We start from the raw sequence: 14,273 nt of genomic DNA, 5'->3' as shown, positions 1-14,273 counted from the left end.
CGAACAACGAGGACCCCCGCACTATTGCGAAGTGGGTGGCGGCAGGGTGTGAAGCCGGCGCGTCGCGCAGATTCGTTGTGACCTGCCACGCTATATCAATTGCAACCCATCGGGATGCCGCCGGGTTTCATACAATCCTTCCGGCATCTGCCAACATCCAAGGAAGACCCTGTGAGACAACGCGTCATCGTATGCCCGCTGATCCAGAACCAGGGCGCCTATCTGCTGTGCCGCATGCCGTTGCACCGTGGTGCATTCCCAGGCCAATGGGCACTGTCCGGCGGTGGGCTGGAGCCCGACGAACGCATCGAGGAAGGCCTGCGCCGGGAGATCCGCGAAGAGCTGGGGCACGCGCTGCAGATCGGTGCCGTTCAACCATGGACCTTCCGCGACGACATCCGCACCAAGCTCTATCCGGACGGTTCCAGCGAGCAGATTCACATGATCTACCTGATCTTCGACTGCGAAGCACTGAACCGTGACGTTACGATCAACGAAGAGTTTGATGCCCATGCCTGGGTGGAACCGAAGGATCTGGGTGCGTACGACCTCAATGCGGCGACTCGAATCACGCTTCTGGCGAAGGGGCTGCTTTCGAGCTAGTGCAGAAAGGGGCGCCAGGTTGAGATGGAGGGCCTGCGGCAGCGGACTGCCATAGACCATTAACGTGACGCGTCACGCTGGACGGAAACACGTTCCTGTCATGGCACGTGACCGGCCGATGCAATTGGAGGCGGGAGAACGATGAAGGTCCTGCTTTGGGCGCCTACAGCTTTGTTTGCCTTGCTGCCATTGAGAGCGTTGGCTTTCGTTGCCTATCAAGGACTGAATGGACCCGCCTTTGAAGAGGAAGAGATCATTTCGGACGATGGAGGAAGCCGTAGCTGCCAGGCCGCGAGGGGCAGGCTGGGGAGGCTGGCTTCTTGGCTTGGCATAGCAAGGCCGGTGATTGAGGCGAGCGGTACGCGAGCGTCCTCGGAGAGGCTTTGAACATAATATACATTATGCGAAATCGCGTATCCGCCGGATCTGGGCCTTTGTTGGCTCCGCGTGGCAATGGCTGGGCCTCTGGCTCGGCTCTTGCCTGCGCCCTCAGTCCCCGGCCAAGGATGAGATCGCGGCATGATTGAGTTCGACCCGCACCACCGTATCGACTTGACCGGCCCTTGGCTGGTTTCGGCTTACAAACTGGGCGCGTGCTCACGATCGAAGCCCATCAGCTTGAACCCGGCGATCTGCTGTTCCGCACGCCGGGCTGTCGCCAGAAGATCACCACGGTTGGTTGCGGCAATCTCCGCCACTGCAAGCGAAATAGCCTGAGCCTCTTCAGCTGAGCAGGCGACATTCATCGGGAAGGCCAAAAGATGTTCCGTCATGTCAGAATCTCTTGGTCCACAATGAAGTCATCGGGGTTGGTATGGAGCGAAGATTTGGGTTGACGATCGTCGCAGGCATAGGGGGCGCGGCATTCGTGGCCGGGGCATGTGTAGGCTGGTTTGCGTTGGGCGCACCGAGAGGAGTGGATCTTGTTGCCGACAATGGCAGTACCGCCGATTGGGTTGCAGCGATTGGCGCCTTAGTCACCGGCTTGGCCGCTGTTTACTTTGCAGGGCAAGCTCACCTGCACCGAGTTGGAGAGGTTAATCTCGCTGCTGCTCGTTCCCAAACCGCGAAGAAGGCCAATTTGACTCTGGCTGCCGCGTTGGCGGCGCCTCCAATGACGATCAAGAATAGTTTTGAGGAATTCTTCAGGGTGTGTGAAGATTCTCGGCCTGTCTACTTCGATGTTCGAGCTCTGTTCGAGAGGGTCAAGGTTCGAGCGGGAAGGTTGGAGGTTTCGCAAGAAGCATTGAGCTATCTCTCTGTTGCGGCGGTCGCGACACTTGCTAATGTGAACAACGGCCTTGTCTCGCTCTCCAGGTCGATTGACATCGCCATGGAGTTCATTGGTCCTGAGGCCGTTGAGGGGGACGCTCTTGTTGATCCGCGAATTATCGAAGAGCTTCGTACCTTCGAGGAGGTTATTGACGATATTCACTCGAATTCCGATAAGTTCATGGCGCTACTCATAGCAGAGCGGGAGATTTCGTAGATCTTCTAACGTCAACATTGCCCATCCTTAATTGCCAGTTCGCGTGGCAACCCGCTCCCCTCCCCCCCGGAGGGAGTTGGCCGACGCGCTAGCGCGGATCAGCAAGAGGCCAGAAAAGGGGCGATCATGCGAGAACCCCTCTACCCAAAATTCAGTGCAAGGGGAGACATGGACAAGGACAGCGGGCAGATCTCTAGAGGGGATGCATCTCTCGTTGCCGTTATCTGCTTCTTGCTAGGAGGAATTCTTAGCTGGATTCTATTCAGCTCGCCGGATGGAATTCGATTCCCCAAGAAGGCTGGAGATGCGGCAGAATGGCTGTCTGCAATTGCGGGCGCAGTAGCGGCAGCTGGGACATGGGCAATTGGTCTTGGTGCCAATCGCTACGCAAAGGAGGCGCACGCGCAACGAGTCGTGTCTGAGGCCGCTCAACTTGCCGAGCGCCGCGAATCGCGTCTCAGGAAAATTGACGCGATGATTACCAAGGCCACCTTGGCGTCGAAGCAGGCGCGCATTTTCTTAGAGATTCCTCCCGACAGTGACATTGATTTCAAGGGCCTTTCTCCTCGACTCAAGCGAGGGAAATGCAAGCTCCTTGAGACCGCATTCCAGCGAATCGCGTGGTCTGTTGACGATGTCGCCAGTCTTCGGGCTACGGATCAACGGGCGATCGCCAACGCCGAGATATCGATGATGCATGCGATGCACTTCATTGACCTCTGCAAGGAGGAGCAGTTCAAGGGAGGCGTCTTCTTTGAAGCAATAGTCCCGGCCCTGGAGACGCTTGAGGTCGAAGCCGAAGACATCAAGAGCCGCCTTATTGCGGAGCGCGAACGAGTTCAGTCCGGCAATTTCTAGGCTATTCATGGCGAAGTCTCAGTCCAGCGCCTGATGAGCCCCCCCCCTCGGTGGACCTGGGGGGAGGTGTCATGGATTCCGGGGCCTCGGGGCGAACTGCAAAGCGCCCCGAGGCCCCGATCAAGTAAGCAATGCGCCACATTGAGCAGAACTGCGCAAAACTCGCCACTAGGGTGATGGTGCCATGGCTTTTTGTCAGCACTGCCCTGCCCCGCAACATGTAGAGTACGCGGACAGTCGCCGTTCCTTTGCTCGAGCCACCCGAGGGGGCTGGGCGGTGCGACTCGATCAGACCACTAGATCGCAGATTCTATTGCCGAGAGCTAAGAGGAAATTGGATACTTCTGTCGCCTCTGCCCTGGTGATGGCCTGCTTTTGGCTAGTCACTGGATCGAGATCTGCTTCATGAACGATTGCGTTTCGGCGAGTAACGATCAGTCTCTGCTTGCGTTTTGCTACATCGTCGGTCATTCCAAGGCCTTGAGCAATGCGTTGCCATTTTTGCTTCTCCTCCCAGATGTAGCTAAGGCCATCGGCGATCTTCTTTGGATCCTGGAACGACAAGGTGCTGAGTTTTTCACGAACGATCTCTTCGAAACGAACCGGAGCTGGCGGAACTGCGCTGGCAGCCAGTCCTGCTAGGTGCTGGATGGCGACGGTCTCGTTTAAGTACTTTCCTGTCGATGGCCTTTGATTCTCGAATATCCGCACCATGCCAATGCGAATTAGATCGTGCAAGAGCTTGTCAAACGCGCTAACGGCGTTAACGATTTGCGAGCGAAGCAAGTCATCGAATTGCTGGGGGATGGCCACTGTACTACTTAAGTGATCATAAAGAACACCAAGCTCGCTGGCCTGCTGGACATTTTTGTGGAAGACCCCCTTGGCATTGAGCATGGCCTTCAGCCCATTAGCTTCTTCAAAGTACTGGTGACGGTGGAAAACTGATCATAGATCTGCCCCCGCTTGCCGATCATGCCATCCTGAACGACGCCTGTAGCGCGCAATTCGTCATTCTGCAGAGCGAACACAGGTACGCCGGCATCATGGGAGAGTGGCAGCAAGGCGCCAAAGTCCGGAATTTCTGCTAGACAGAAGCCGTCGGCGCGCAGTTGATCCGTGTATTCGCTCTCAGGCAGCGCAAGCCCTTTGTTCGTGAGTGCTGGATAGAGTTGCCTCTGAGTTACTGATTTAATATCGGCGATATTGTCGCGGTATGGTGCAGCGGCCCGACCTTTTCGAACATTAAATCGTTGCACCATGGTTCCGGCAAATTTAGGGAGGCCTGGTCGAAGTGGATAAGCCGAATTGTTAAATACATCTTCATTGCCCACCTTCCATGTTGCCCAGCGTGGAAATATGGATTCCAGCGTCTGCAATGCCATAATTGAGAACGGGTCAGGGTTGGTTGGTATCAGGAAAAAGTCCGAATTCAGGAAAAGATTTTGGTTAATCGCGCTCAGGCCTGGATTGAGGTCAATGAGCGTATACTCAATATCATCAGACTCTTCGACCTGGCGAATTAGCTCATGGAAAGCCCCGGGCAAGTTTTGCAGCGTGGCCAGTGCATTCGAGTTTTGCGCGAAAGTCAAAGACGCGTCGTACTCGGAAAGTGTTGCATGGCCGGCCAATAGTTTTACTAAAGGCTGACGAAGGGGGGATTTGCAAAAAACCGGCTGGATGGGTGTTGGCTTTCCGGTGAATGCAGGTGCGACGCCATCCTTGATGTTCTGGAGTCGAGTCGCTTCATCAAAGTAATAGGCGTCGAAGTCATCGCCTAATATCAAGCTGGAGAGATTGCACTGCGGGTCGGCGTCAACCAGTAAAACCCTGTGCCCCTGCTCAGCGAGCATCCAGCCGAGGTTGTAGACAGTCGTGGTTTTGCTTACCCCACCCTTGTGATTGAATAAAACCAATCGCTTCGCCATTTTCGCCTCCCCAATTCCGCCTCAGTGATTAATAGAATGCATCTTACCCCACGACTGGCATGGAAATCTTGGATGAAGTGACATGCAACCACTCATTCCGCAGGAATAGACCTATTAACGTGATGCGTCACGCCCGTTCGGCACCACCCCATTGGCGCCCCACCCCTCCCCCACTATAGTTCCACCCCTTACAAGGACGAGGCACCCCACATGCCCTATATAGGAATCGGACTCCACGTACTGGCAGCCATCTACTTCGCGGTGCACGCCATCCGCTCGGGCCAGAGCCTCTACTGGCTCATCCTGCTCTTCTCGTTCCCGCTGCTCGGCAGCGTCGTCTACTTCCTGGCGATCTACTTCCCGGAAGTCCGCCACTCGCGCGGCGCCCGGCAGGTCGTCCGTTCCGCCAAGCTGCTCATGGACCCGGGCCAGGACCTGCGCAACGCTCGCACCGAACTGGCCCGCACGCCCACCGTGCAGAACCGGGTTCGCCTGGGCATGACGCTGCTGGATGCCGGCCAGGCCGAGGAAGCCAGAACCCTGCTTGAGCAGGCAGCCAGCTCGCCGCTGGGCGACGATGCCTACATCCTGACCGGCCTTGCCCGTGCCCGCCTCGATTCCGGGCAGCCCGCGCTTGCGGTGGAGACGCTGGACGGCCTGTTCGCCCGCCATCCGGACGTGCGCCGCAAGCCGGAACAAACCCTGCTTTACGCGCAGGCACTGGCGGCTGCCCAAGCGCCCGGCACCCGTGCCGCGTTCGAGCGCGCCGTGGAATGCGGAAAGGATGCGGCTGCCCGCTGCCTCTACGCCGAATGGCTGATGGCGCAGCCGCAACCCGACGACCGCGAGCAGGCCCGCAGCTTGTTCGCCAGCATCATCGACGATGCCCAGCACTGGTCGCGCCACGCGCGCAGCCACAATGCCGTCTGGTTGGAGCGGACCAAGGCCGCGTTGAAGGGCTACTGGCGCCTGGCAGCCGTTGGCAATCCTGTCGCATCTGCCTCGCTCACAGCCTCGCCGGGCAGATGCCGACACTCGCTAGGCTTGCACCACCGACATCGCCGATAGCGTTGCAGCGCAAGGCTCCAGCTTGGTTGCGTCGTATGCAACGATTCTGAAAATGTTGAAAGTAGTGACGTCATCAGCCCTACTGCATTGGCATCACGCATAGGTCCGCGTATTCCTTGCCCTGCCACCGTGCATCGGTGGTCGGGATTCGAAACCCCGGTTGTGTGGATGTTGCTCGCACTTGCCAGCCGGCACTGCTTCGCGCGGTGCCGGCTGGCAATCCGTCAGTCGACTATGGCGGGCGGTGCGTGGAGGCCTTGCGCCTGCCCGGTCATCCACACACGGGGTTTCGAACCACGCATCGTCCGCCACCTTTATCGGTGGCGGCTTCTGCATGCACGCAAGGAGCCCCGCCATGACCCAGCCCCACTCCCCTGCCCCGCACCCCATCCACGACGCGCCTGCCAATAGCCCTGCGCTGGACCCGAACACCCTCATCGCCCTGCTGCACAGCATCGGCTCCGGCGCCGCCTCCGATGGCCAGCCCTGGCCTGAGCGCCACCAGATGCCGGGCCGGCGCATCGCCTTGGCGGATACCGACTGCTCGCTGGCGGGTCTTCGGGTGGTGCTGGAGATCCTGCTGGCCGCGCAGCGCGCCCGCGAGAACGGCGAGCTGGAGCAATACGTCGGCCCGCGCGTGATGGAGGGGCTGATCATGGCTGGAATCGGCCTTACCGCACACGCCAGTACCCGACTGCATCCGGAGGGCTGAGTGGCCTGGTGGCGCTGGGCGGCCACCGCGCTCTGTCTTGTGGTGGTGGTTGCGGCACAGGCGCTGTGGCCGGCGCCGCCGGTGCCCTCGCCTGTCGCGTTCCAAAGCATCAACGATGATCGATTCTCACAACTGCGCCGCCAAGCCGTGCAGTTCGTGGAGGCTCGGCCAAGACAGGGCTTCCAGTTCGTTGAACGGCAACGGGATGTCGCTTTCCAGATTCGCTGCAACGGCGTTCCGGTGCTCTTGCTGGAGAGGCGCCCGCAACATCTGCTGTTGTGGACCTCACTGGACGCGAAGCAGCGGGCGCCCGCCGTTGTGCGGTTGCGGGCGCTCCTTCAATGGCAGTTGGAGCCGTTGGATTACCTGGAGCAGGTACTGGCTGGCGTGCCGGAGCCTGTTCTGTTGGATCGGGTGCTGCAGATTCTTGCTAGCGATGTGCCTGATGGGGCGCGATGTGGCGTGCCGTAGTCGAGCATGGCCCGACTCTACAGGGCTGCGGGCAGCGAGGGTTCGGGCTCCAGCCCTGCCGCTCGTCACCTGCGCGACAGGCATTGGCCTAGTGATCATGCGAGTCACCTCCCGGCATCGATCCAGCCCGCATCGCGCGCACGCGCAAGATCTTCTGGCGTATCGATATCCAGGCCCAGTACCGGTGCCTGTAGGACATGCACCGTATCTACATGAAGTTGCCGCAGGCGCGCTCCGAAGCCGCGGTCACCGCTTGCACCCACTTGATTGAACCAGGCGCGCGGCACTACTGCAGGAATGCCAAGCGCGTCTCCATGACGGGTGCCAGCGCACCCTGATGCCGAGGCGCGGGCACCGGAAAGCAGCGCCTGCAGATGGGAGCGCTCGATTGCGGGCTGGTCGCATGCCACGACCATCACCGCAGTCACCGTGGGCAGCAGGTGCGCGCCGGCAACCTGCAGGCTGCTCGCCAGGCCGCGTTCCCAGTGGTGGTTGGTTACCGGAGTGGCATCCAGCCCGGCAATGCTGGATGTCACGGCCTGTGCGTTCGCGCCCACCACGACCAGGACCTGCGCTGGCGCGAGCTCCCGCGCCAACCGCACCACGCGATGTACCAGGGTTTCGCCCTGCCGGGTCAGAAGCTGCTTGGGCTGGCCAAGTCGGGTGCTCCCGCCGGCAGCCAGCACGACGACCGCATGCGCGTCAGTCACGTGCCGTGCGCGCTTCGCCATTGCTGCAGCTGCGCGGCGATGCTGAGCGAAATCGCCTCTGGCCCTCGGCCGCCGATGTTCAGGCCGACCGGTGATTGAAGTCTCGGGGACAGGCGGTGGCGCTGATCCGGTGTCAGCAGCTTGAACAGGTCCTCGCGCCTTCGCTGCGGACCCAGCAGTCCAATGAACGCGACGTTGGTGTCAGCCAGGGCCACCAGCGCCTCCCGGTCCAGTTCGAAATCGTGATGCATCACCAGTGCCGCGTCGCACGGGTCGCCATGAAGGGCCTCGGCCGGGCTGGCCTGAAGATGCGCATCCGCGCACTGCCCGGCTGAGGCCCAGCGCGCTCGCCGTTCGGCCACGCTGACCCTCCACCCCAGGCCGCGCAGCAGCGGAACCAGGAAGGGCGTTTCGGGACCGCCCCCCAACACCAGGGCCCGCGGAAGCCGGAGCAACGGCAAATGCCATGCGCCCTCGCCAAAGGGCTGCGTACCCTCCATCGGATGCAGCTGCCATGCCTGCTCGCGATGGCCAGCGCGGAAAACGACCTGCCCCGACCTGCGAAGGTCGCGCTGGAGTGACACACCCTCGCGCAACCAGGCCTCGATGACGTCGTCGATGCCGGACATGGCACGCAACGGCAGAAGCGCAATCCGAAGCCGGCCGCGGCAGCCGAGCGCGGACCCACTCAACAGGTCGTCGTCACTGCGCGTGTCGATCTCTATCCAGTCGACGCGCCCTGCCGCGCTCACCTGCTCCGAGCGTCGCGCGAGCTCGGGCTCCAGGCATCCGCCGCTCAGCCAGCCGACCTGGCCGCCGTTGCAGAACAGCACCATGTCGCCGGCACCGGCGTACGTGGAGCCATCGGTTTCCAGCACCAGCGCGAGCACGGCGTGCTCACCTGCGCGCACGCGCGTCAAGGCCGTCTCGAGGACGCCGCGCGGGCTGCCTTCGGCGAGGAAGCCCGGCGCTGCGGACATGTCCTCGGCAAGATCGCCGGGCTCCCCTCCGCCTGCCGCTGAAGCTTCCAGCGCGGGTGAGGCTACGGGTCGGTCCATGCGCAACGTCAGCCTACGTCGGGCAAGCCGGGCAGCAGCTTGTCCAGGGTAATGGGATAGTTGCGCACGCGCACGCCGGTTGCGTTGTAGACCGCATTGGCAATCGCGGCGCCGACCCCGCAGATGCCCAGTTCACCCACACCCTTGGCCTTCATCGGCGAGATCACCGGATCCAGCGTGTCGAGGAAGACCACTTCCTGGTACGGGATGTCGGCATGCACGGGAACCTCGTAGCCGGCCAGGTCGTGGTTGATGAACAAGCCAAGCCGTTTGTCGACCACCAGCTCCTCCATGAGGGTCGCGCCCGCACCCATCACCATTCCGCCGATGACCTGGCTGCGTGCGGAGAGCGGATTGAGGATCCGGCCGCCATCGCATACGGCAAGCATGCGGAGGATGCGCGTCTCTCCCGTGTAGGCATGCACGGCAACCTCGCAGAAATGCCCTGCATAGGTGCCGACGTCGTAGCCTTGTTTGAAGTCGCCGAAGGCAATGCCGTCCTCCGCCGACAGTGTGCCCGCCTCCGCCAGCTTGATCGTCCGCCCGCCCGCCTGGATGCGGCCATTGGCGAAGTCTGCGGTGTCGCCGTCGAAGCCGAGTTTCTCGCCCACCTTGCGGCGCAGGCTGACGCACGCCGCGTACACGCCTGCGGTGGAGCTTGCCGCGCCCCACTGGCCGCCGGAACCGGCGGAGGCGGGATGACGGGAGTCGCCGAGGGTCACCTGGACCCGGTCCAGCGGCACGCCCATGGTCTCGGCTGCCGTCTGCGCGATGATCGTGTAGGAGCCGGTGCCGATGTCGGTCATGTCGGTCTCGACAATCACCCCGCCCTGGCCGTCAAGCCGGACCCGCGCCGCCGACTTCATCGTCGGTGCGCCGCGATAGCCCGCAGACACGCCCATGCCGACCAGCCAGTCCCCTTCCCTGACCTGCGCCGGCCTGGGGTTGCGCTTGTTCCAGTTGAAGCGCTCCGCGCCTTCGCGCAGGCAGCGCACCAGGTTGCGGTCGGAGAACTTCTTGGACGGATCGCCGGGCACGACCTCGGGCTCGTTGAGGATGCGGAACGCGATCGGGTCGAGACCCAGCTTCTCGGCCATTTCGTCCATCGCTACTTCCAGCGCCATATGGCCCGGTGCTTCGCCCGGTGCGCGCATCGCATTGCCTTCGGGCATGTCAAGCGTGGCGATGTAGTTGGCCACCAGGCGGTTGGCGCCTGCATAGAGCTTGGGCGTCTGCAGGGTGCCGTTCTCGCCATCCTCGCCGTTGATGTTGCCCGACCAGTTCTCATGGGCGATGGCGGAGATCCGGCCGTCCTTTCCGCAGCCGATCCGCACGCGCTGGAGGGTGGCGTGCCGGTGCGTGGTGTTGTTGGGCATCAACGGGCGTTGCAGCGCGATCTTCACCGGTCGCCCGACCTGCTTGGCCGCCAACGCGGCCAGCACCGCGTCGGCACGGATGAACAGCTTGCCGCCGAAGCCGCCGCCGATATAGGGCGAGTCCACGCGCACCTTGGCAGGATCGATGCCGAGGATCGCCGCCATGCCCTGCCTGGCCCAGTCGATCATCTGGTTCGCCGTCCACAGCGTGAGCGTGTCACCCTCCCAGGCGGCGATGGTGGCGTGCGGCTCCATCATCGAATGACTTTCGTCGGAGGTGTGATAGGTCTCGTCGAGCTTGACCGCGGCGCTCGCGTAGGCGGTGTCGAAATCGCCCAACGCCTGCCGGTCGGGCTTGCCGTCACGCCCCTTTGCCAGCGGTGCGGACGGTGCCAGGGCCGGGAAATCAAAGCGGCCCTTGCTGCGCTCGTAGCGGGTGCGGATCAGCGCCGCGGCGGCGCGGGCCTGCTCGAAGGTCTCTGCCACCACGCAGGCGATGGCCTGGTGGTAGTGGGCCACTTCGGGTCCGCCGAACAGCGGCGCATTGTTCCAGTTCGATTTGCCGACCGGCTTGGTTTCCGGTGCGGTGATGACCGCCAGTACGCCGGGCGCGGCACGTGCGCGGGAGGCATCCATCGAAATGATGCGCCCCTTGCCGATGCCCGCACCGACGATGTAGCCGTAGGCCTGGTTTGGCGCCACGTCGTGGCGCTCGTAGGCATAGGGGGCGGTGCCGGTGGTCTTGCGTGGACCGTCGATGCGCGGCGTCGACTTGCCGACGACCTTGGCCTTGTCGAACAGGTTGTCGCCGGCGGGGGCGTTGAATTCAAGGGGCATCAGCGCTCTCCTTCCACCAGCACGGCTGCGAGGGTGCGCTCGGCGAGCGCGAGCTTGAACGCATTCTCCCGCGTTGGACGGGCACCGGCGAACACCTGCCGGGCCGCGGCCTTTACGCCGTCGCGCAGCAGCGGTTCGGCTGCCTCGACGCGCCACGGCTTCGGCGCAACTCCACCGAAGGCGAACCGCGCCGAGCCGTCTCGCTGCACGACCGCGGCGACCGACACCAGTGCGAACGCATAGGACGCGCGGTCACGTACCTTGTGGTACACGTGCCGACCGCCCAGGGGCTTCGGCAGCGTGACGTGGGTGATCAGCTCACCGCGCTGCAGCACGTTGTCCTGCTGCGGCCTGTCGCCGGGGGAACGATGGAAATCGGCAATCGGGATGCTGCGCGTACTGCCGTCACCGCTGACGGTCTGGATCGAGGCGTCCAGCACCCGCAGGGCCACCGCCATGTCGCCCGGATAGGTCGCGATGCAGCTGTCCGAGGTGCCGATCACGCCCATCTGCCGGGAGAATCCCTCAAGTGCGCCGCAGCCGGATCCGGGCAGGCGCTTGTTGCAGGGCAGATTGGGGTCGTAGAAATACGGGCAGCGCGTGCGCTGCAGCAGGTTGCCACCGGTGGTGGCTTTGTTGCGCAACTGCCCGGAGGCGCCTGCCACGATCGCGCGGGTCAGCACCGCGTAGTCGCGGCGCACGCGCTCATGCGAGGCCAGCGCGGTATTGGTGACCAGCGTGCCGATGCGCAGGCCGCCCTCGTCGGTGGGTTCGATCCTGTCCAGGCCGATGTCCTGCACATCGACCAGGTGCGCTGGCGTCTCGACCTCCAGCTTCATCAGGTCGAGCAGGTTGGTCCCTCCGGCCAGGAACTTCGCGCCCTCGGTACCGGCGACGGCCCTGGCGGCCTCGGCCGGGGATTTCGCGCGTTCGTAACTGAAGGCCCTCATGAGCGCCTCCCTGCGGAGGTTGCGCCAGCGACCTCTGCCATCGCCTCGGCAATGTTGGAATAGGCGCCACAGCGGCAGAGGTTGCCGCTCATGCGTTCGCGCATTTCCATGTTGGTGGCCCGGGGCCGTGCGCTGACGTCCGCCTGTACATGGCTGGGGACACCCCGCTTGATCTCGTCCAGTACCGCCACCGCCGAACAGATCTGCCCCGGCGTGCAATATCCGCACTGGTAGCCATCATGCTTGATGAAGGCGGCCTGCATCGGATGCAGGTCATCGGGGGTTCCGAGGCCTTCAATGGTGGTGATGGCATCGCCCTGGTGCTGCACCGCCAGGCTGAGGCAGGCATTGATGCGCTCACCGTTGACCAGCACGGTACAGGCACCGCATTGACCGTGGTCGCAGCCTTTTTTCGTTCCGGTCAGCTTCAGATGTTCGCGCAGGGCATCGAGTAGCGTGGTCCGGGTGTCGAGTTCAAGCTCCCGCCGCTTGCCGTTGACGGCCAAGGCCACCTTGCTGATGACCGGCGGCCTGGGCGGCGGGGGCGCCGCCAGTTCGGCGGCGAGCGATGATGCCCCCGGTGCGGCGGACATCGCCACGGTCGTGACGCCGCCGGCGATCACCTGGCGACGCGTCAACTTCATTCCTTCATCACAACTTGGCACAGTGACCTCCTGGCGTTCGGGGAAACCCCGTGGCTGGATGGACGCGCTCACACTACCGAAGGGCCACTATGCCCATCTCCGGGGTACAGACCTGTGAAGTCGGCGAAATGTACGAACATGATGCAGCAAGCCCGAAGAAATCGTCTGCGTCCAGCCACAGCGCGGCACTCTTGAGCCATGCGTATGCCTCACTGGATGACTCACAGTCCTGTTTGTCCCTCAGCATGAGGAACATGATGGCCCGACGCTACAAAGGCGTTGGCTGGGAGGGCTCGGGTTCGTGGATGGAGCCCTCCAACAAGGCAACGTAGGTATCAAGCCTGGTGCGAAGGCCGATCAGCATCCAGCCCAGCAGGTACAGCAGCACCATGGCGAAGATCAGTAGTGCACCCAGCGGGCCGACATCGAAAGCGCCCGCCCAGTCGCCCCATTTCCATCCGCGGAACTGCAGGTAGAGGGCAATCAACAGCGGGAATGGTCCCAGCCGCTGCAGGCCGCCATACATCATGCCCATGCGCTCAATCATGTTTGTGCGCAAGGTGCTGACGAACTTGAGTCGCCGCTCGCGCTGGACGCGCGGGAATCCGCGAAGCTCGGTCACCACCGCTTGCCAGTGAGCGAAGTCTTCATCCATCTCCCGGGCGTGCGAGAGCCGCGGCTGGCTGAACTGGCGAATGCCCCTGCGGGCGGCCAGTACGCCACCGACAATGAACCCTCCGATTTCGATTGCCAGGCAGGCAACAACCACCTGGAGCACTACGCCAAGAGGCAGCCATCGATCCGGAAGCTGACCCATGAGAATGCCGAAGATCGCCGCACCCACGCCGATGCGAAACGCCCACGTCTCCACCCTGCCCGCCTTGAGGTAGATGCTGTGCTCAACCAGTCCCTGCACCCGCTGGTAGAGCCAGTGGAATGTCAGTTCCTGCGAATCGGTCTTTGCCGGCGGATCGAATCCGCCCCCTGCCTGCATGTCCATTGCGCCCCCTTCCCCCGGCCGGCGCAGACGCCGGCCACCCCATCGTACCTGAGCGCGCTTGGGATGGCGCCCAAGCGGGAATCACATACCCAGCTCCGACAACCCCGGATGATCATCCGGGCGACGCCCGAGTGGCCAATGGAACTTGCGGTCACTCTCCTTGATCGGCAAATCGTTGATGCTCGAGAAGCGGCGCTGCATCAAGCCATCCGCGTCGAACTCCCAGTTTTCGTTGCCATAGGAACGGAACCAGTTGCCGGAGTCGTCGTGCCATTCGTAGGCGTAACGGACAGCAATACGGTTTTCGGTAAAGGCCCAGAGCTCCTTGATCAGGCGGTAGTCGAGCTCCTTGTTCCATTTGCGTGCCAGGAACTGCCGGGCTTCTTCCCGGCCGTTGGTGAACTCGGCGCGGTTACGCCACTGGGTGTCGAGCGAATAGGCAAGCGACACCTTGTCGGCATCGCGGGAGTTCCAGCCATCCTCGGCAAGACGCACTTTCTGGGTGGCCGATTCAAGGGTGAACGGAGGAAGCGGCGGACGGGGTTGTTCTGCGGACACGGGGAGACCTC

At 62.6% G+C, this 14,273-nt stretch carries 15 protein-coding genes and 1 pseudogene; 6 read left to right on the top strand and 10 right to left on the bottom strand.

From position 1 onward, the window contains the following. Positions 1-114 precede the first annotated feature (114 nt). Positions 115-603, top strand: a complete 489-nt coding sequence (gene nudI / locus RI032_RS19310; protein WP_322547567.1) for a nucleoside triphosphatase NudI — start codon at positions 115-117, stop codon at positions 601-603. Between the two features lie 578 nt (positions 604-1,181). Here nudI and RI032_RS19305 read toward each other — a convergent pair. After that, positions 1,182-1,376, bottom strand: coding sequence for a hypothetical protein (locus tag RI032_RS19305; protein ID WP_322547566.1), 195 nt, complete (start codon positions 1,374-1,376; stop codon positions 1,182-1,184). 59 nt (positions 1,377-1,435) lie between these two features. On the opposite strand from RI032_RS19305, the gene RI032_RS19300 reads away from it, so the two are divergent. Both RI032_RS19300 and RI032_RS19295 read left to right on the top strand, forming a co-directional pair. Then, entirely contained in the window at positions 1,436-2,092 is a 657-nt protein-coding gene (locus RI032_RS19300; RefSeq protein WP_322547565.1) for a hypothetical protein, read from the top strand. 126 nt (positions 2,093-2,218) lie between these two features. Continuing rightward, positions 2,219-2,950, top strand: coding sequence for a hypothetical protein (locus tag RI032_RS19295; RefSeq protein ID WP_322547564.1), 732 nt, complete (start codon positions 2,219-2,221; stop codon positions 2,948-2,950). A gap of 288 nt (positions 2,951-3,238) precedes the next feature. Here RI032_RS19295 and RI032_RS19290 read toward each other — a convergent pair whose 3' ends face one another. Next, positions 3,239-3,847 carry a HEPN domain-containing protein gene (locus tag RI032_RS19290; protein ID WP_322547563.1) on the bottom strand — a complete coding sequence of 203 codons (609 nt, stop codon included), beginning with the start codon at positions 3,845-3,847 and terminating at the stop codon, positions 3,239-3,241. Positions 3,848-3,852: 5 nt separating this feature from the next. Further along, complete coding sequence (locus tag RI032_RS19285; RefSeq protein WP_322547562.1) at positions 3,853-4,878, bottom strand: ParA family protein; 1,026 nt, start codon at positions 4,876-4,878, stop codon at positions 3,853-3,855. 210 nt (positions 4,879-5,088) lie between these two features. On the opposite strand from RI032_RS19285, the pseudogene RI032_RS19280 reads away from it, so the two are divergent. The 3 genes and pseudogenes from RI032_RS19280 to RI032_RS19270 form a co-directional block, all read left to right on the top strand. Next, positions 5,089-5,841 (top strand): annotated as a pseudogene (locus RI032_RS19280) (tetratricopeptide repeat protein); the annotation flags it as partial. Positions 5,842-6,301: 460 nt separating this feature from the next. Then, on the top strand, positions 6,302-6,658 hold the full coding sequence (locus RI032_RS19275; protein WP_065183593.1) for a hypothetical protein: 357 nt from the start codon (positions 6,302-6,304) through the stop codon (positions 6,656-6,658). Then, the gene (locus tag RI032_RS19270) at positions 6,659-7,129 is read left to right on the top strand and encodes a hypothetical protein (RefSeq protein ID WP_322547561.1); all 471 of its coding nucleotides are present in this window, start codon (positions 6,659-6,661) and stop codon (positions 7,127-7,129) included. Between the two features lie 104 nt (positions 7,130-7,233). On the opposite strand, the gene RI032_RS19265 is transcribed toward RI032_RS19270, so the two are convergent. The 7 genes from RI032_RS19265 to RI032_RS19235 form a co-directional block, all read right to left on the bottom strand. After that, positions 7,234-7,860 carry a nucleotidyltransferase family protein gene (locus RI032_RS19265; protein WP_322547560.1) on the bottom strand — a complete coding sequence of 209 codons (627 nt, stop codon included), beginning with the start codon at positions 7,858-7,860 and terminating at the stop codon, positions 7,234-7,236. Next, complete coding sequence (locus RI032_RS19260; RefSeq protein WP_322547559.1) at positions 7,836-8,897, bottom strand: XdhC family protein; 1,062 nt, start codon at positions 8,895-8,897, stop codon at positions 7,836-7,838. The genes RI032_RS19265 and RI032_RS19260 overlap by 25 nt, the downstream gene beginning before the upstream one ends. Before the next feature lie 8 nt (positions 8,898-8,905). After that, positions 8,906-11,110 (bottom strand): aldehyde oxidoreductase molybdenum-binding subunit PaoC, encoded by a 2,205-nt coding sequence (gene paoC, locus RI032_RS19255; RefSeq protein WP_322547558.1) that lies wholly within the window; start codon positions 11,108-11,110, stop codon positions 8,906-8,908. Next, positions 11,110-12,060: an FAD binding domain-containing protein gene (locus RI032_RS19250; RefSeq protein WP_322547557.1), complete on the bottom strand. Its 951-nt coding sequence runs from the start codon at positions 12,058-12,060 to the stop codon at positions 11,110-11,112. Before RI032_RS19250 ends, paoC begins: the two co-directional genes overlap by 1 nt. After that, positions 12,057-12,704, bottom strand: a complete 648-nt coding sequence (gene paoA, locus RI032_RS19245; protein ID WP_322547556.1) for an aldehyde dehydrogenase iron-sulfur subunit PaoA — start codon at positions 12,702-12,704, stop codon at positions 12,057-12,059. Before paoA ends, RI032_RS19250 begins: the two co-directional genes overlap by 4 nt. A 268-nt stretch (positions 12,705-12,972) precedes the next feature. After that, on the bottom strand, positions 12,973-13,704 hold the full coding sequence (locus RI032_RS19240) for a hypothetical protein (protein WP_322547555.1): 732 nt from the start codon (positions 13,702-13,704) through the stop codon (positions 12,973-12,975). A gap of 81 nt (positions 13,705-13,785) precedes the next feature. Then, entirely contained in the window at positions 13,786-14,262 is a 477-nt protein-coding gene (locus RI032_RS19235; RefSeq protein ID WP_322547554.1) for a nuclear transport factor 2 family protein, read from the bottom strand. Positions 14,263-14,273 lie beyond the last annotated feature (11 nt).

Source organism: Stenotrophomonas geniculata, assembly GCF_034508895.1.
In the GTDB taxonomy this organism is placed as follows: Bacteria; Pseudomonadota; Gammaproteobacteria; order Xanthomonadales; family Xanthomonadaceae; genus Stenotrophomonas; species Stenotrophomonas geniculata.
Note: the sequence above shows the minus strand (reverse complement) of the source record. Positions and strands in the feature narration are given on the sequence as shown.